Origin of the sequence: Exiguobacterium chiriqhucha RW-2, from assembly GCF_000416965.1 — a bacterium.
Classification (GTDB): Bacteria; Bacillota; Bacilli; order Exiguobacteriales; family Exiguobacteriaceae; genus Exiguobacterium; species Exiguobacterium chiriqhucha.
The window spans coordinates 596,759-613,709 of sequence record NZ_ATCL01000014.1; the positions used below are offsets into that span (position 1 = coordinate 596,759).

Sequence of the window (16,951 nt, forward strand, 5' to 3'; positions counted from 1 at the left end):
TAGAAGTCATTCCCTGTTCTTGAAAAAAACATTGTATTCCAAAAAGGAAACGTTTACAATTTTTGTGTAAGCGTTTTCCTAAAACAATGCTACAAGGAGGGACCCACATGGTCAACAAACGATGGAAACAGGCATGGGCAGTTGTGCTAACGTTTGCACTAGTGTTCTCAATGTTTCCGATGTCATCGTCCGCTCTCGATAAAGGCAAGTCGACGCTCGTCGTCGTCCACTATCAAGAGGCACCGGGCAACCAAACGGATTGGAACTTATGGCTTTGGGCGAACAACCCAGATTATTTCCCGAACAAAGGCTTCGCCTTCAACGGCGAGGACGACTTCGGAAAGGTGGCGGCCTACGAATTCCCGGTCGATGCACCAGAAAAGCTCGGTCTGATCGTCCGTACGGACAATTGGGAGAAAGATAAAGGGTCGGAGAACGACCGCTTCATCACGAGCGATATGATTAAAGACGGCGTTGCCGAAGTGTGGATCAAGTCAGGCGACTCGAAGATCTATACGTCGAACCCGGACGGGGAGACGGCAGCAACGGACGTAGACATGAAAGTTCATTACTTCCGTTACGACAATACATACACGGACTGGGGTCTTTGGACATGGCCAGACGGTGGGGACGGACAAAACATCAACTTTGATGAGACGGACGCTTTCGGCGGCGTTGCGAATGTGAAGTTTGCGAACCCGGACGCGAAGAAACTCATCGGTCTCGTCACGAAAAAAGGGGAATGGGCCGAGAAAGACGGTGAAGACCGGTTCGCGCTCAGCACGGCGAAAGAGATTTGGCTCGTCGAAGGGGATTCGACGATTTACTACTCGGAGCCTGAAATCGATCGCTCACCGAAAATCATCTCATTCGAGGCGGATACGTTCCGTCAAGCGGAGCTCACGCTCAACCGCGTCATCGATGAGACATTCTTGAGTGAATTGACGGTCGAAGGTGCAACCGTTGAATCGGTTGAGAAGTCAGGCGACAAGTCGGTCACGGTCCGTTTCAGTGCCGACATCGACTTGGCGGCGGTCATCACGGCGAAACATCCGACGTTCGGAGATAAAGTGCTCCAAGCGGGCGATGTGCTCCGGTCACCAGAATTCGATGCGAAGTACGCTTACGACGGCAAGCTTGGCGTGACGTACAAGCAGTCAAAATCACAATTCGTCCTCTGGGCCCCGACGGCTCAAGACGTGAAACTCGAACTATGGAACATGCCGAAAACGCGTCCTGCTTCAGATAAAGATTTGAAGAAGACGATCTCGATGAAGCGTGGCGAGCGCGGCACGTGGATCGCTACGGTTCGCGGTGACTTGGACGGCATTGGCTACACATACAACGTCAAGCACGCGTCAGGCAGCGTCCGCGCGGTCGATCCGTACGCGACAGCTGTCGGTGTAAACGGGGACCAAGGGGTCGTCGTCGACTTGAACGAGACGAAACCGAAACGTTGGAACTCGATGAAACCAAAATTGGCGAAACGGACAGATGCGATCATCTATGAGACGCACGTCCGCGACCTCTCGATTTTTGACGTCACATCAGACAAATACGACTCAGGCATCACAAACAAAGGCAAATATCTCGGAGTCGTCGAGCCAGGCACACGTCTCCTCGTCAATGGCAAGAAGACAGCGACGAAGACTGGACTCGACCATATGAAAGACCTTGGTGTCACGCACGTCCAGTTCATTCCGGTGTACGACTATAACACGGCCTCGGTCGATGAAACGAAACCGGACGCATCGTACAACTGGGGCTACGACCCGAAAAACTACAACGCGCCGGAAGGTTCGTATTCGACGAATCCATATGACGCCAAAGTCCGGATTCGCGAGATGAAACAAATGATTCAAGGGCTCCACGACAACAACTTGCGTGCCGTCATGGACGTCGTCTACAACCACATGTTCGATGCGCAGGCGTCGAACTTGCACAAAATCGTTCCAGGTTATTACTACCGTTACACAGAAGGCGGCGACTTCGCGAACGGAACGGGTGTCGGTAACGACACCGCTTCGGAACGCAAGATGATGCAGAAGCTCATCGTCGACTCGGTCGTCTATTGGGCACAGGAGTACCATTGGGACGGGTTCCGTTTCGATCTCATGGGCATTCATGACGTCAAGACGATGAACCAAGTTCGTTCGGCGTTGAACAAAGTCGATCCATCCATCCTCGTCTTCGGCGAAGGTTGGGACCTCGGCACACCGCTCGACCCGGCGAAGAAGGCGAACCAAAAGAACGCCTACAAGATGCCGGGTGTCGCGCACTTCAACGACAACATCCGCGACGGCTTGAAAGGCAGTGTCTTCATCGACACGGACAACGGCTTCATCAACGGGAAAGCCGGCCTGGAGAACCGCATCAAGACAGGCATCGTCGGCGAGATCGATTATAGCGCCGACATCAAAGGCTTCACGAAAGAACCGACGCAAGCAATCACGTACGTCGAAGCGCACGACAACCACACGCTCTGGGACAAGCTCGAACTCACGAATCCAGAGACGTCTGAAGCGAATCGGACGAAGATGCATCGCCTCGCGTCAAGCATTCTCTTGACGAGCCAAGGGACGACGTTCATCCATGCCGGTCAAGAGTTCATGCGGACGAAAGAAGGCGACCACAACTCGTACAAATCGCCGGACCGCATCAACCAAATGGACTGGAAACGGGCCGCTGACCGTAAGGCGGACGTCCAGTACATGAAGGGCTTAATCGAAATGCGTAAAGACAACCCAGGTCTTCGCATGACGAAGGCGGTTGACGTGAAGAAAAACTTGAAATTCTATAAAGCCGAAGCGAACGTCATCAGCTACTCAATCGATGATAAGGCGCCAGGCCAGAAGAAGGACTTGTTCATCACGCACAACGCCAACGCGAAGACGGTCAAAGTGAAATTGCCGAGCGGGCAATGGAACCTGATCGTCGATGGGAAACAAGCGGGCACGAAGACGATTAAACGCGTCTCGGGCACGGTCGATGTACCGGCTTACGGTTCGGTCGTCGTGAAACAACGCTAAGCAACGCACCAGAGGTCAAACGACCTCTGGTTTTTTTTTATGTGTTCAAACGGTTCAATGTGCAATTTAGAAAAATCATTCCCATGATTATCCAATAAACAGGGAGATGTGATTATGCGATTTTATATAATTTAAACAATTAGACACGTTTCAGCATGACATTCGTCACATGAAAGGGTGAAGTGCATGGGCTTTTTCCGGAATTGGAAACCAGTATTGGAAGTAAACGTTGAACAAATCGATCGAAATGAACGAATCAACCTTGACCCCCTCCTGATTGATCAATATCCTGACGCGGTCTATGTGCTAGACAGTGACATGAATTTAATAGATTCGAACGAGAAGCTATCCCTTTTGTTCCAAGGAAAAGAAGCACGCTTTTTAAAACCAGACACTTGGCTGAGCAAGCAGGAAATGGAGCGTGTCATCTCGTTTCATCAACGAGCTCTTCAAGGCGAGACGGTCCATTACGAACTGAAGGACGTTAATGAGGACCAGAAACGAATCCACCTGTCCGTGACGAATACACCGCTTTATACGGGGCATGTCATTACCGGATTGTACGGTATCGTCAAAGATTTGACGACCCAGACGGAACTGCGCGAACGTTACAATAAGATGATTGTCAGTCGGGCATTATTTGAGCGGATTCCTGGGTTGATTTTGGTTGAACTCGACCTTGAGACGGGTGAGTTCTATCACTCTCCGCAAACGGGAAAGTTGCTTGGATTGTCACAACGGCAACTTGATATGATGGAGCGTGAACATTTTCGCAATTTGATTCACGAAGACGACCGGCCGACGTTTGCTGCAGCTGTCAATCGATTGATTCAAGATCCGAACGAGTTCGAGTATGAGACACAATTGCGTGTCTTCAATCCGAAGCGACAGAGCTGTTTAAACATGATTGTGAAAGTCGGAATGTCCAAAGATCGGAAAGCAATCACATGGGCGATGTTCGACGTGACGAACTTGACGAGCGTGGAAGCGGAGTTGACCGAGGAAAGGTCGAAAGTAAAACAGTTGTGCGAGATTGTCGATTCGGTCATTTTCGAGCGCTATTTTGAATCAAAACAGTTCAAGTTTTTGACGCCGGGCTTTGCGCACGTATTCGGGTATACGGAAGAGCAGTTCAATGCCCATCCGGATTACTGGCAAAAAGTCGTCGTCCCGGATGATATTCCAAAAATTCATCAGGCGCGGGAAATGACGCTGAGCGGAAAGTCTTCTACGTTCTCCTATCGAATATTTGCCAAAGGGGAAGTAAAGTGGATTGAAGAGAACCGTGAACCGATTTTTTCAGAGTCTGGACAAGTCATCGGGCTACGAACTCTCGTTAAAGACATCACACAATTGAAAGAGCAACAGGAAGAGATATTCCGTCTCGCCTCGCTCGACCCAATCACGAACATGCCGAATCGCGAGTCGATTACGGAGACGGTATACGAATTGACGCAAAAACAGGCCCCGTTCACTTTGTTCTCGCTGTCGTTTAATCGGATTGCGGAGATCAACCATACGTTCGGATTTGAGCTCGGGGATCAATGGCGCGTCGTGACCGCCAACCGTTTGAGTCGTTTATTACCGAAGGATGCAGTGCTCGGTCATTTGGATGCGGACAACGTATTGATCGTCATGCCGCGGCGGATGGAAGATGAGGACGTACTCGCGCTCGGCAATAAACTCGGTACGCTCTCTAAACACCGGTTCCGAGTCGATGTGTACGATTTGTTCGCCCGAATTTCCATCGGGGTCAGCCGCTATCCGGACGACGGGGCGCAAGCGAGTGAATTGATTCAACGGGCCTGTATCGCTATGAACCGGTCGGATCGCAAGGTGGGGAGCCAGCTCGAACTGTATTCGTCACAAATGGACATCGAGTCGCTGAAGCGCTATGAACTGCTTCGTGATATGCGGGGCGCTCTCGAGACAAAACAGTTCTATCTCATGTATCAGCCGAAAGTGAACGCCTGGACGGGTGAAATCATCGGGGCTGAGGCGCTCATGCGTTGGACGCATCCGACGTGGGGCTCCATCTCGCCGGCCGAATTCATACCGCTTGCTGAGGAGAGCAGCCTCCACCTCGACTTGACGAACTGGTTGATTGAAGAAGTGTGTCGCTACGTGATCATCCTCCCCAAAAAAATCCCAATCTCGATTAACGTGTCGGCTAAATATTTGTATCAAGAGCATTTCGAGCGTGTGCTCGAGGATACGCTCGACCGATTCAGCGTCCCGAAAGGCTATCTCGAAGTCGAAATCTCTGAGACGTCGCTGTTAGAGGATGCCCAACAAATCACGCAGGCGTTCGGACGATTGAACTACCTTGGCATCCCAATCGCCTTCGATGACTTCGGAAAAGGCTATTCGTCGCTCGCTTACTTACAAGCGTATAGTGCTCAAACGATTAAAATTGACCGCGTGTTTGCCCATCACGTCAGCCAGAATCGGAAAGCACAAGGCATCGTGCGCAGTCTGCTCGTCATCGCCGAGGAGTTCGGCATGGACGTCGTCGTCGAGGGTGTCGAATTGATGGAAGACCTGCTCTGTCTGCGCAACTTCGGTTGCCAAGTCATTCAAGGATTCATCTTCAGTCGTCCGCTCAAGGAAATCGACTTCGAACGGGCACTCGCTGATGGCGTACTGACACCGGTTGAGGAGATGGTCGAGGTGATTCAGCCGTCGAATCGATTGATTCATGCAGGAATCACCATCACCCGTCTGCGCAATCGCGACGTCACAGTCGGGACTTCCCCAATTTTGATTATGCGGCGCGGCTTCAATATGATTGCCTTTTATGGATCGATTCGGCTTCCGGTCGACAGCGAACTCGGTTTGGTCATCATTCTGAACGATGGAAAAGATCCGTTTTCGATTCGTGTGAATCGCTTGACCGAGCTCGCCAATGGACTATATCAATATGAGGCGTCGTATGAGCAAATGGTGGAGCTCGAGAAACGATTGACTGCCCTTGAGAGTGAGAAACCGCGAGACTTTACGATTGAACAACCGAAAGACTTGGTCGTCGAGACCGAATGAGACGAGCGGACCGCACATCGGTCCGCTCTTTTTATGGCATCCGGGTAGAAAACGAGGAAGGTTTCCCTTAAGATGGGAGGGACAGAATGAAAGAGGAGATACATGAGATGGACATTCAGGCAGCCCGACACTTTTTCTCACAACTAGAAGGCGATCACGCAGACCGGCTCGAGGCGATTATCACAGAAATCGAACAGACGGGAACGTATACGCTGACGACCGACGAGTTGACGGAAGGGGCGAAACTCGCTTGGCGCAACTCGAATCGATGTATCGGCCGTCTGTTTTGGCAGACGCTGAACGTTCGGGATGCCCGCGACGCAAAGACGTTCGACGACGTGTTCGAGGCGCTCGTCAGTCATTTACGGTACGCGACGAACGATGGCAAGATTCGCTCGACGATGACGGTGCTCCCGAATGAGTTTCGTTTGTTGAACGCGCAACTCATCCGGTACGCGGCGTATGAGACGGAGGACGGAATCATTGGCGACCCGCTATCCTTGACGATGACGCGACAGGCCGAACGACTCGGCTGGAGCGGGACCGGGACCGAGTTTGACGTCTTGCCGCTGTTGATTACGGACGGTCGTGAGGTCCGGCTCTATGAACTGCCAGATGATGCGGTGCTCGAAGTCGAGATTCGGCATGAGGCGTGCGACTTGTTCGACGGACGCACGATCAAGTGGCACGCCGTCCCGGCCATCGCCGATATGGAGCTTGAAATCGGTGGCCAGCGTTTCACATCAATCCCGTTCAACGGCTGGTATATGGAGACCGAGATTGGAGCGCGCAACTTGGCCGATACGGACCGCTATAATCTCTTGCCGCTTGTCGGCGCGTCGCTTGGGCTCGATACGTCGAAAGAGCGGACGCTTTGGCGCGACCGGGCCCTCGTCGAGTTGAATGTTGCCGTCTTGCAGTCGTTCGAGCGGGCCGGGGTGACGATTGTCGACCACCACACGGCGGCGAAACAGTTCAAACGGTTCGAGAAGAACGAACTGGACGCAGGTCGCGACGTGACCGGCCAATGGAGCTGGCTCATCCCGCCGCTGTCACCGGCCGCGACGCACGTGTTCCACCGCCATTATGATGACAAAATTGTGACGCCGAACTTGTTCGCGCGTTCGGGTTGTCCGTTTTCAGCGTTTCAAGCGAAGGCAAAAGAGGAATCTAAAGCCTAGAACCGAAACGAGAGGATGATGAACGTGGCAGTCCCAATTTGGAAACGTGCCGTTGCCAGTCAAATTGACCAACTCATTTTTCAAACTCCAGCGAAACTCGTCGAGAAGACGATTCGGAAGAAGTTGTTTCCTGGAAAAGAAGTGAAACGTTACTATTTGCCGACGCTCGTGACGATGGCAGGGGAAATGTACTTCTTACTCAACAAAAATGGCCAGACGATTGGTGACCAAGTCGTCGGGATTAAAGTCGTCAGTCAAGACGGTCGACCGCTCTCGCTCGAACAAGTCGTGAAGCGGACGCTGTATAAAGATGTCGTCTATCCGGCCACGCTCGGTCTGCCGCTGTTAAAAGCGTTGCAACAGATCAAGTCGGGCAAAGACATGGAATTGCCGCACGATGAGTTTGCCCATACGAAATTGATTTCGACACGATGAGTCGAAGCCGAAGACAGCGCGACGATGAGTCGAGCTGTCTTTTTCGTGCGAATCAGTCAGAAAGGAAGGATTTCGAAAAATAAGGTATAATGAGTTAGGAAAAAATTGAACGACCATTGGAGGATTTTTGTTATGACCAAAATCGCATGGATTACCGATAGTATGGCCAATTTCTCGAAGGAAGAGGCGGCCCGTCTCGGTGTCGATATCGTCCCGATTCAATTGATCGTCGACGGCAGCGGCTACAGCGAAGTCGACTTGTCTCTCGAAGACTTGCACCGCTATATGATTGACCAAAAGAAAGAAGCGAAGACGTCACAGCCGATCTTCGGTGACTTCATCGCTCGTTATGAGCGTTTGAAAGAAGAAGGCTACGATTGTGCCATCGCCGTCCATTGCTCGAACGGCTTGAGCTCGACCGTGAAAAACTCGAGTGCGGCGGCCGAAGCGGCTGGCTTCAAAGTATATACGGTCGATTCACACGCTGCGCTCGAAGCGCAGCAAGAACTCGTCCGTCTCGGTCTCGCCGCTGAGGCTGAAGGTAAGTCGGTCGAAGAGATCGTCGCCTTGCTCGAAGCATGGCGTGACAAGAAAAACTTCTTCATGATTATCGGCAACATGGAAACGATGCGCCGCGGCGGTCGCGTGTCGTCAGGCGAGATGTTCCTTGCCAACATCCTTAACATCAAACCGATTATCACGCTCGATGAGACGGGGAAGGTCATCCCGTTCAAAAAAGCACGGTCGCTCAAGAAAGCCTACGCCGAGATGGTGACCGAGCTCGAACGTCGTCACGCCGCGAACGGCATTCATAACAACCGTGTCTTCGTACAGACGGCGCTCGCTCCAGAGATGCAGGACAATATCGTCGCGCTCATCCAAGCGAAATTGCCAGACATTGAAATCGTCAAGACACGTTTCTGTCCGTCGATTGCGGTTCACGCAGGCTTTGAGACGGTCGGCATTCTCTGGCTCGACGCGTAACCATAAAGGAGGGAGTTTGATGGAAGCTGTCACCACGCTCACGGCGTTACAAGACCGGATTGCGGACTCGGACCAATTGCTCGTCTACGTCTCGCATCCGACCTGTAGCGTCTGCCACTCGCTCAAACCGCAAGTCGAAGAGATGTTGACGGAGTTCCCCGATATCGAGGCGGTCGCCATCGATTCGGATCAGGTGCCGGAAATTGCCGGTGCCTACTCGATTTTCACGGTACCGGTCGTCCTGTTCTTCCTCGACGGCAGAGAGACGCTCCGTCGCGCCCGATTCGTCCCGATCGGCGAGCTGACCCATCAACTCGAGCGTCTCCAAGAGATGAGAGGGTGAATCCACAGACAGCGGTCTGTGGATTTTTTTGGTTGTGTGAACCGGGTATGGGGAATCAAAAGAATAGTTGGGTCACTGTTGTGAATGAAGAAATGGGGAAACGCGAATGAATCTGATACGTCACTCTGAATGGGCGGACACGAAGCTCACGCTCCATCTCGTCTCGCAAATTCTCGGAAAAATCAAACTCGGGCTGGCCCCGCAAGAGCCTCAGTGGGCTCACGTCACATTGCCGCTCACCGTGACCGGGTTTTCAACCGGGCCGCTCTGGAGCGGGGAGACGATGTTCGAGGTGGACGTCGATGTCGCGACCTCGGTGATCACCGTGCAAGTCGAAGGCAAAACGAACGCAATCCCGTTGACCGACGGGACGTCAATCAAGTCATACTACGACGCAATCGTCAGCGCGCTCCGTGGGTCTGGCGTCGAGGTCACCATCAACCCGAAATCGCAAGAGATGCGCGACACGTGGTGGCTCGACCGAGACGAGACGTCGCTCGTCTATAACGCTTCGGTTGCTCAGAAAGGTGTGCGTTTGTTCCAATACGCCGCACGGGAACAAGCGGCGTTTCTTGCCCCGCTCCGATGCCGGAAAGTGAAACCGGCCTTGTTTTGGGGCACGTTCGACGTCTCGTCGATTATCGTTTACGGGAAGTCTGAGCCGTTCCTGGAAGACAAACTGATTGAGAAGGCGGCGTTCGATGAGCATATGATTGAGTTCGGATTTTGGCTCGGGGATGAGTCCGTCGACGTGCCGACGTTCTTTATCTTGCCGTATCCGTTTCAATACACCGAACTCGCCTCGGAACGGCTTCAACCTGCGGACGCCTACTACGACGCCAAGATGAGCGAATGCTTTCTGTCGCTGGAGAAAGTAGAACGGTCGGGTGACATCCAAGCGTTCTTCCGGACGTCATTCGACCTATTGAGTGAACAGCTCGGATGGGAAGGGTGCGCGCATTATTTCTTGCCGCTCGATATGCCGCCACAAGCAAAACAAGGGCCCACAGACGAAAGTCTGTGAGCCCTTATTTTTATTCTGCTGCGACTTGTGGCACGAGGTAAATCAAGCCGAACGGGTTATGGAGCAAGTTGTCGATTGACGTCCGCTCGTCTTCACCCATCTCGACCGTGAACGTCTTGCCGTCCTCGAACGTGAAGCTGTCTCCGTCTCCGAACATCGAACCACCCGAGATGAGGTGGAAGTTGAACGAGTGGACGACGTGAATCGCGTCTTCAATCTCGAGCGTGGCCGGTACGGCGACGTCGGCGTGACCGAACGCTTTCATGCCCCACGAGACGTAGGCGTCTTCTTCTTCCGTGATGGCCGTCAGAAGCGAGTAGTCGAGGGCGAGGTCTTCTTCTTTCGACTCCTGCCATTCGTCTTTCGAGTAGGCAACACCAGCCGTCTCGACCATGACGCCGAGGCCGCCGGCGTTCAAGATGGCGTTGGCTGCACGGCGCGCCGCCGCGATGTCTGACACGTCATTGACGTCAACAATCAAATAGACGATGTGCGTATGGCGGGCGAGCCCTTTCGCGATTTTCGGCGTGAAGCCACCTGAACTGGCGTGAATCATCGCCTCGGCGAGGGCAGGGTCGCGCTCGACGACTTCGACCGTGAACGCTTTCCCAGTCTCGTCTTCTAGCAGCAACAGGCCGGCCATCGTGTAGCCTTCACTATGTAAACTGATTTGTTCGCTGACTGCCTCGGCCGATGACCAGTTTCCTGGGATGGCGAGCAATACTTGTGTACGGTTCATAAGAATCATCCTCTTCTTCTAATAGTCAGGCCCCTCACAGGGAGAGGCCCGGTCTCTTCTCTTATTATGCCCTATTTGGCGACAAATTATTCTTGATATGTCTTCAATACTTCTTGTAGCGGGATTTGATCGATTTTCCGACGACTGATGAACGTACTTGCGAAGAAGAGGAGCGTCACCGCGCCGAGAGTATACAGCACGTACACCCATTCAAATTCGAGCGGCAGGACGAGGCCGTAATCTTCTGCGAACACGACGATGATGACCCGCAAGATGAGGAGGGCGATCGGGATGCTGAGGAGCGCAGAGGCGAGCGCGTACATGAAATAGCTGTTCAAAATCATCGAACGGACCTCACGCCGGTCATAGCCCATCACTTTCAACAGCGAGATGACGTAATAGTTTTTCTCGACCGTGAGCGCCGTCAAGACGAACAGGATACTGAAGGCGATCAATGCCGACCCGCCGATCATGACGTTCATCATCAAGTTCATATATTCATTGATGGACTGGGACTGCTCGATGAGGCCGCTCCGAGAGATGATGGTCGGATAGTCCGTCTCGTCCGGACGTTCGGTCGCGTAAATGCCGTTGAACAACTCGTCCGTCGTCCCGTCCGACAACTGTTCGCTGAGAGCCGCACGCGATAGATAGACCGTGTCCCCCATATACTCATCCGCGATGCCTCTAATCGGATACGACAGCGTCTCGTCCTCGAGTTCGATCTTGAGGGTGTCCCCGGTCTCGAGTCCGAGTTTCAAGGCGAGCGAGGCGCTCACGATGACCTCGTCTGCGGCGGGCGTCAAGTCATTCCCATCTTCGTCTATAAGCCGATCGAGCGTGTTCGTCGCATCGAGCCCTTTCAACGTGACGAGCTTGTCTTCGACGAACGCGAACGGATAGGTGAGGAACGGTTCTTGTCCGTCACGAAGCGTGGGCTGCGTCGTCGTATACGCCTCATACGCATAGTCGGCCTCATTCAATTCCCCGACGGTCATCCGGTCGACGGCCCCGTTCATCATGAGGGCGAAGACGATGAGAAGGGTGGAGAACAGGATGCCGAGGAAGAAGATGATGAAACTGCCCGTGCTTTTGACGGCGTATAAATATTTGAACTTCGTCTTGCCGCGTGTGTTACGGAGCATGCGGCTGACGATTCGACTGAGGCGGTTGAGCGATACGTTGTCGCGAGGTGACAACAAAGCGAGCGCGCTCTCACCCATGATTTTATAAATGACCGCCCCTGCGACGAGTGCGAAGAAGAAGAGCGGGGCGAAGACGGCCGTGAGAAAGACGAGCGGGCTTTGAGCGATGGTGATGGACGGCAATAGATAGAAATCGAGATACAAGTTTTTGAGCGGTTCGGCGAAATAGAGCCCGAGAAAGTAGCCGATGACGAGCATGATGGTCGCGAACACCAAGATGAGCACCAGATACGGTATGGCAATTTGGCGTCGGTTATACCCGATTGCTTTCAATAGACCGATTTGTCCGCGTTCGGCCTCGAGCATGTTCGAAATCAAGATGGCGACGATGATGACGGCGATGGAGACGATGAATAAGCTCAAGCCGAGCGCCATCGCTTTACCGGACGAGATTTCGCTATAGATGGCGCCGCTGCGCATGATGTTCTCCGTCTCCATGACCGAGATGACGAACGGGAGCTCGACGTCCGTCACGACTGTCCCGTCGGCGGCACCAGCCAAACGGAACGATTCCGTGCCGGTCACTTCCTCGTAAGCGGTGTCCGTCATGAGGAGGAGCGTCTGCGTGCCCGGGTCGAGGTTAAAGTAATTTTCATCAAACAGCGGCAACGTATAGTCCGGGAACAGGACGAACCCGCTCACCGTGAACGGGCTGCCGAGGTCAATCGTGTCGCCGATGGCAACGTCGTTCTTCTCGGCGTATTTCGCGTTGATGGCGACCTCGTCGTCTCGCACGGGGCGCTTGCCCGCTTCGAGATACGAGAGGTTGATGGCGTCCGCTTCTTTCAAGACGAGTCCGCGGTGCTCACTCGAGCCGAACGGATAGTTAATCAGTTTTGAAGCACGCAGTTCGAGCGTCGCGTTGCCCATGTCACGCTCGACGGCATCAATCCGCGCCGTGACCAACGCATCGAAAGCCGCCTCGTCGACACGTTGCAAGTCCGATAGTGTATATCGACCTGAAGCGATGAAGTCGGCGAGGGCGGGGGCGGTTGCTTCTTCCGCGGTGACGCGGTTGAGCATCTCGACGGCAAAGTCTTCTTGATTCGATGACGCAAGATATTCCTCGGTCGGGACTTCGATGCCGCTGATGCCATAAAACATCATCGTGTACGTGAGCGAGCTCATGACGATGATGACGGCGATGGCGAGAAGCTGCATCCATTTACCGGCGAGCGTCTTCCATACATTTTTATAAAGCATCTGTCTCACCCCCAGTGGATGTCACGAGCAGATCGTTTAATCGGGTTGTGCGTCAATTCAATAATTCGACCCGAGTTCATTTTGATGACGTCATCGGCCATCTCGCTGATGCCGGTGTTGTGCGTGATGACGACGACGGTCTTGTCATACTCCTTGTTCAACCGTTCGAGCAGTTCGAGCACCCGTTTCGAGTTGTCCTCGTCGAGCGACCCCGTCGGTTCGTCACAGAAGACGATGGACGGATTTTTGGCGAGGCTGCGGGCGACCGAGACGCGCTGTTGTTCGCCACCGGACAGTTGGTACGGATACTTGTCGCGGGCGGCCGTCAGTCCGACCTGCTCAAGCAATTCATCGATTGGGAGTGGGTTGTCAGATAAATCGGCCCCGATTTGAATGTTTTCATAGACGGTCAGGTTTTGGAGCAGATTATACTGTTGAAAGATAAAGCCGAGATGGTCGCGCCGAAACGCGGTCATTTGTTCCGGGGACAACTTGGTCAGGACGGTATCACCGAACGTGATTGTCCCGGACGTCACCGTGTCGAGTCCGCTGATGACGTTCAACAGCGTGCTCTTGCCGCTCCCGCTCGGTCCCAGGATCACGACGAACGCGCCGTCCTGAATCGTCAACTCGATGTCTTTAAGCGCCGCCGTCTCGACATCCCCGGTCTTATAGATTTTATTGACGTGCTCGATGTGAATCATGCCGATTCCTCCTTTGTCCGATGCTATCTTTTACCCGTTTCAGGCGCATTGTGGACGGGAATATGTGAAACTTCAAGGGAATTCGATTTTTGAAAAAATAGTGAAACCGCTTCACCTGTGATAAAATAATATTACCAGGTACTAATTTTGATTGAAGGAGAGCCCTAACATGAAAATTGCTTATATTACGGACAGCACCGTTGTCCTTCCAGATTCGATTCAGCACCACCCGGACATCCATATCGTCCCGCTCTACGTCGTCAAAGGGGATCAACCGTATAAAGATGGGGTCGAGGTCGATGCCAAGACCGTGTACGAATGGATTGATGCGGGCGAACGCGTCTCGACGAGCCAACCGGCCATCGGCGACTTCGTCACATTGTATGAAGGAATCAAAGATCAGTATGACATGGGCATCGCCGTCCACTTGTCATCCGACTTGAGCGGCACGTATTCGGCATCGGTCCAAGGCGCAGAGATCGCTGAGTTCAAATTGCTCGCGATTGACTCGCGGGCCGGGATCTATACGATGGGACTCATGCTCGAAGAGTTGATTGAACGTGTCGAACGCGGTGACGCGCTCGAGGACGTCGAAGCGTATATGAAACAACGTGTCGAGGATGTCCGCATCGAGTTGATTTTGCAAAACTTGACGCAGATGCAAAAGGGTGGACGTATCTCGAAGTCGAAAGCGCTCATCGGCAACATGTTGCAGTTGAAACCGGTGCTCCGTTTCGAAGACGGGCTCATCGTCCCATATCAGACGGTCCGGACGTATAAAAAAGCGCAGGCCCAGCTGTTCGAAGCACTTCGTCAAGCCATCGATTCAGGCGAGTGTACGGACGTTTCGATTTTCCACGGAAACGTGCCAGAACTGGCCGAGTCGTGGAAGCGGGAGCTCGGTGACAAAGCTAAGATTCGGGTCGACACGCTCGCTCCGCTACTCGGAGCACACACAGGGTCGGGCTCAATCGGCATCTCGTTTTTAAAAGCAAAGTGATGACAGGATCGTGACGAGAGTCGCGGTCTTTTTTTCATTGTCAAAACTTTCAAACAACGGCTGGAATCTTCAACCAAGAACCTTCATACTGTGTAAGAATGATAACGGAAAAAGGAAAGGGGGGAGACGATGCGATTTCGGAAGTACCTCGTCAGGAGCTGGTTCTCGTGGTCGATCGTCTTCATGGGGATTCTCTCCTATATGTGGCTCGGTATCGGGACGTTTGATTGGTCGTTGTTTTGGTTCATCTTTACGCTCGGTGCCCTGTTCGTCATGAATCCGCTCAAGCGGCGGCACTTGCACTTCACGTTCCATGAGATGTTTGTCTTTATGACGTTCTTCTTGTACGGTCTGCTCCCAGCCTTATTGATGGGACAGCTCCTGCTGCTCACATTCCAGGCCCGGACGTTCGCCAACAAAGTCGGGCGGCGACGATTCTTACATTTCTATCCGCTCAATACGTTGATTGAGGCGATGTTGCTCGTCTTACCAGGACTCGTCTACTTGCGGCTCGGCGGACAAATTGGTCCCAACGTCCATCTGCTCGAGCAAGGTACGGCGCTACTCGGTTTCTTCGCGATCTTGTTCCTCGTCCTCGGATTCAGTTTCCTCATGTCGCGGTTCTTGATCGGGGAACGGATTCCGCTCCCGATCATGTGGCGTCTGCTCCGATTCGACTGGCTCGTCATCTCGCTCGAGCTATTGTTCACGATGGTCGCGATTGAGGCGTTCCAACTGTTCGGCTACACCGGACTGATGGCGACGTTCCTCATTCTGTCGCTCCTCAAGATGGGGCTGTCCAAAGCGACGGAGACCGAGGAGACGCAGTCGAAAATTGATCAAGTCGAGCGTTTGAAAGAACAGCTCTACCGGGTCGACAACGAACAACTGCTCATCGAGAAGTTTTGGAACGGGTTAAGAGAAGTCGTCGAACTTGAACGTGGCTGGCTACAAGTCAATCGAACCGGCGACCGCACGTTCTATGACGTCAGCGGACGAAAGTCAAAACCGATTGCCGACGCCTTTACGCTCGAACGGCATCGGGATGCGGAAGAGCCGTACTTCGTGTACGATTCGCTCCATGAGTGGCATCCCGACCTGCAGGCACAACAGACCGAGTTACATCATTCGGCCCTCGTCATCCAGCCCGTTTCGAGCACGACGAACGCGGTCAGTTGCATGATTTCGACGACAGCGAACGGCGCGTATGAAGGGGCGATCGCCGTCGAGATTCATCGACTGTTGAAAACCTTGTCCTGGTCACTCGAACGGATTGACGAGCGCAACCGGCTCCAGCATGAGAGCCTGACCGACCCGATGACCGGACTGCCGAACCAGCGGGCGCTCAAACGATGGACGAAGGAGCGATTGAACGACATCGCCTCGTATCCGTTGTCCGTGTTCTTGGTCGACTTGGATCATTTCAAGGCGATTAACGATACGTATGGCCATGCGTTCGGGGATGAAGTGTTAATCGAAGCCGGGGCGTTGTTCAGTCGTCTCGTCCGAAGTGGTGACCTCGTCACTCGATATGGCGGCGAGGAGTTCGTGTTCGTCTTTCCGCGCATGAACGAGGCGGCCGCGCTCGTGACGGGAGAGAAGATCCGCCAAGCGCTACGCGCCCATCCGTTCGGCTCCGAAGGGATCCGCGTCCAAGTGACGGCGAGCATCGGCATCGAGACGATCCACGAGTACGACGACCTCGACACGCTACTCCGCCACGCCGACCGCGCCATGTATGTCGGTGCAAAATTCAACGGCCGGGACCGTGTCGCCCATTATCGCGACACGTCGACGGAACGGATTCAATGATGAAAGAGAACACCAATAAGCCGGTGTTCTTCTTTTTCGTCTAATCAACATGAACGATGTTCGGCCGACGCCCTCCGTTCCTGGGGCGATGCGGATGACTCCGCAGCGCATGCCGCGCTTTACGGGGTCATCCTTGCATCGCTCTCCCCTAGGAGTTCGGGCACCGGCCAAGGCATCGTTCAACAAATATTGAACGAACTTTCATGTCTGACACGGGACATTGATGTACCGTTGCGCGTTCGATGCGCTCGTC

At 53.4% G+C, this 16,951-nt stretch carries 12 protein-coding genes; 9 read left to right on the plus strand and 3 right to left on the minus strand.

All coding sequences use genetic code 11. From position 1 onward, the window contains the following. The first annotated feature begins 107 nt into the window (after positions 1-107). The 7 genes from pulA (at position 108) to M467_RS22675 (ending at position 10,035) form a co-directional block, all read left to right on the plus strand. Positions 108-3,029 carry a type I pullulanase gene (gene pulA / locus M467_RS22645; protein ID WP_021066462.1) on the plus strand — a complete coding sequence of 974 codons (2,922 nt, stop codon included), beginning with the start codon at positions 108-110 and terminating at the stop codon, positions 3,027-3,029. A gap of 186 nt (positions 3,030-3,215) precedes the next feature. Then, positions 3,216-6,068, plus strand: a complete 2,853-nt coding sequence (locus M467_RS22650; protein WP_021066463.1) for an EAL domain-containing protein — start codon at positions 3,216-3,218, stop codon at positions 6,066-6,068. Positions 6,069-6,175: 107 nt separating this feature from the next. Then, complete coding sequence (locus M467_RS22655) at positions 6,176-7,249, plus strand: nitric oxide synthase oxygenase (protein WP_021066464.1); 1,074 nt, start codon at positions 6,176-6,178, stop codon at positions 7,247-7,249. A gap of 18 nt (positions 7,250-7,267) precedes the next feature. Continuing rightward, positions 7,268-7,684: an RDD family protein gene (locus M467_RS22660; protein WP_235045170.1), complete on the plus strand. Its 417-nt coding sequence runs from the start codon at positions 7,268-7,270 to the stop codon at positions 7,682-7,684. Positions 7,685-7,816: 132 nt separating this feature from the next. Continuing rightward, positions 7,817-8,668 (plus strand): DegV family protein, encoded by an 852-nt coding sequence (locus M467_RS22665; RefSeq protein WP_021066466.1) that lies wholly within the window; start codon positions 7,817-7,819, stop codon positions 8,666-8,668. A gap of 19 nt (positions 8,669-8,687) precedes the next feature. Further along, positions 8,688-9,011, plus strand: a complete 324-nt coding sequence (locus M467_RS22670) for a thioredoxin family protein (RefSeq protein ID WP_021066467.1) — start codon at positions 8,688-8,690, stop codon at positions 9,009-9,011. Positions 9,012-9,117: 106 nt separating this feature from the next. Continuing rightward, entirely contained in the window at positions 9,118-10,035 is a 918-nt protein-coding gene (locus M467_RS22675) for a DUF5996 family protein (RefSeq protein ID WP_021066468.1), read from the plus strand. A gap of 10 nt (positions 10,036-10,045) precedes the next feature. On the opposite strand, the gene M467_RS22680 is transcribed toward M467_RS22675, so the two are convergent. The 3 genes from M467_RS22680 to M467_RS22690 all read right to left on the minus strand — a co-directional run bounded on the left by M467_RS22680 (position 10,046) and on the right by M467_RS22690 (position 13,886). Continuing rightward, a complete protein-coding gene (locus tag M467_RS22680) occupies positions 10,046-10,774 on the minus strand; it encodes a DUF4261 domain-containing protein (protein ID WP_021066469.1) in 729 nt (242 codons plus the stop codon). Positions 10,775-10,860: 86 nt separating this feature from the next. Beyond that, positions 10,861-13,182: an ABC transporter permease gene (locus M467_RS22685; protein WP_021066470.1), complete on the minus strand. Its 2,322-nt coding sequence runs from the start codon at positions 13,180-13,182 to the stop codon at positions 10,861-10,863. A gap of 5 nt (positions 13,183-13,187) precedes the next feature. Continuing rightward, positions 13,188-13,886, minus strand: a complete 699-nt coding sequence (locus M467_RS22690) for an ABC transporter ATP-binding protein (protein WP_021066471.1) — start codon at positions 13,884-13,886, stop codon at positions 13,188-13,190. A gap of 169 nt (positions 13,887-14,055) precedes the next feature. Between M467_RS22690 and M467_RS22695 the strand changes: the two genes are divergently transcribed. Together M467_RS22695 and M467_RS22700 are read left to right on the plus strand one after the other, a co-directional pair. Further along, positions 14,056-14,886: a DegV family protein gene (locus M467_RS22695; RefSeq protein ID WP_021066472.1), complete on the plus strand. Its 831-nt coding sequence runs from the start codon at positions 14,056-14,058 to the stop codon at positions 14,884-14,886. Positions 14,887-15,015: 129 nt separating this feature from the next. Beyond that, on the plus strand, positions 15,016-16,698 hold the full coding sequence (locus M467_RS22700) for a GGDEF domain-containing protein (RefSeq protein WP_021066473.1): 1,683 nt from the start codon (positions 15,016-15,018) through the stop codon (positions 16,696-16,698). Positions 16,699-16,951 lie beyond the last annotated feature (253 nt).

Excerpts from the sequence above, each read along its gene's own strand:
- pulA (WP_021066462.1), top strand. The coding sequence starts at position 108 with ATGGTCAACAAACGATGGAAACAGGCATGGGCAGTTGTGCTAACGTTT.
- M467_RS22650 (WP_021066463.1), top strand. The coding sequence starts at position 3,216 with ATGGGCTTTTTCCGGAATTGGAAACCAGTATTGGAAGTAAACGTTGAA.
- M467_RS22655 (WP_021066464.1), top strand. The coding sequence starts at position 6,176 with ATGGACATTCAGGCAGCCCGACACTTTTTCTCACAACTAGAAGGCGAT.
- M467_RS22660 (WP_235045170.1), top strand. The coding sequence starts at position 7,268 with ATGAACGTGGCAGTCCCAATTTGGAAACGTGCCGTTGCCAGTCAAATT.
- M467_RS22665 (WP_021066466.1), top strand. The coding sequence starts at position 7,817 with ATGACCAAAATCGCATGGATTACCGATAGTATGGCCAATTTCTCGAAG.
- M467_RS22670 (WP_021066467.1), top strand. The coding sequence starts at position 8,688 with ATGGAAGCTGTCACCACGCTCACGGCGTTACAAGACCGGATTGCGGAC.
- M467_RS22675 (WP_021066468.1), top strand. The coding sequence starts at position 9,118 with ATGAATCTGATACGTCACTCTGAATGGGCGGACACGAAGCTCACGCTC.
- M467_RS22680 (WP_021066469.1), bottom strand. The coding sequence starts at position 10,774 with ATGAACCGTACACAAGTATTGCTCGCCATCCCAGGAAACTGGTCATCG.
- M467_RS22685 (WP_021066470.1), bottom strand. The coding sequence starts at position 13,182 with ATGCTTTATAAAAATGTATGGAAGACGCTCGCCGGTAAATGGATGCAG.
- M467_RS22690 (WP_021066471.1), bottom strand. The coding sequence starts at position 13,886 with ATGATTCACATCGAGCACGTCAATAAAATCTATAAGACCGGGGATGTC.
- M467_RS22695 (WP_021066472.1), top strand. The coding sequence starts at position 14,056 with ATGAAAATTGCTTATATTACGGACAGCACCGTTGTCCTTCCAGATTCG.
- M467_RS22700 (WP_021066473.1), top strand. The coding sequence starts at position 15,016 with ATGCGATTTCGGAAGTACCTCGTCAGGAGCTGGTTCTCGTGGTCGATC.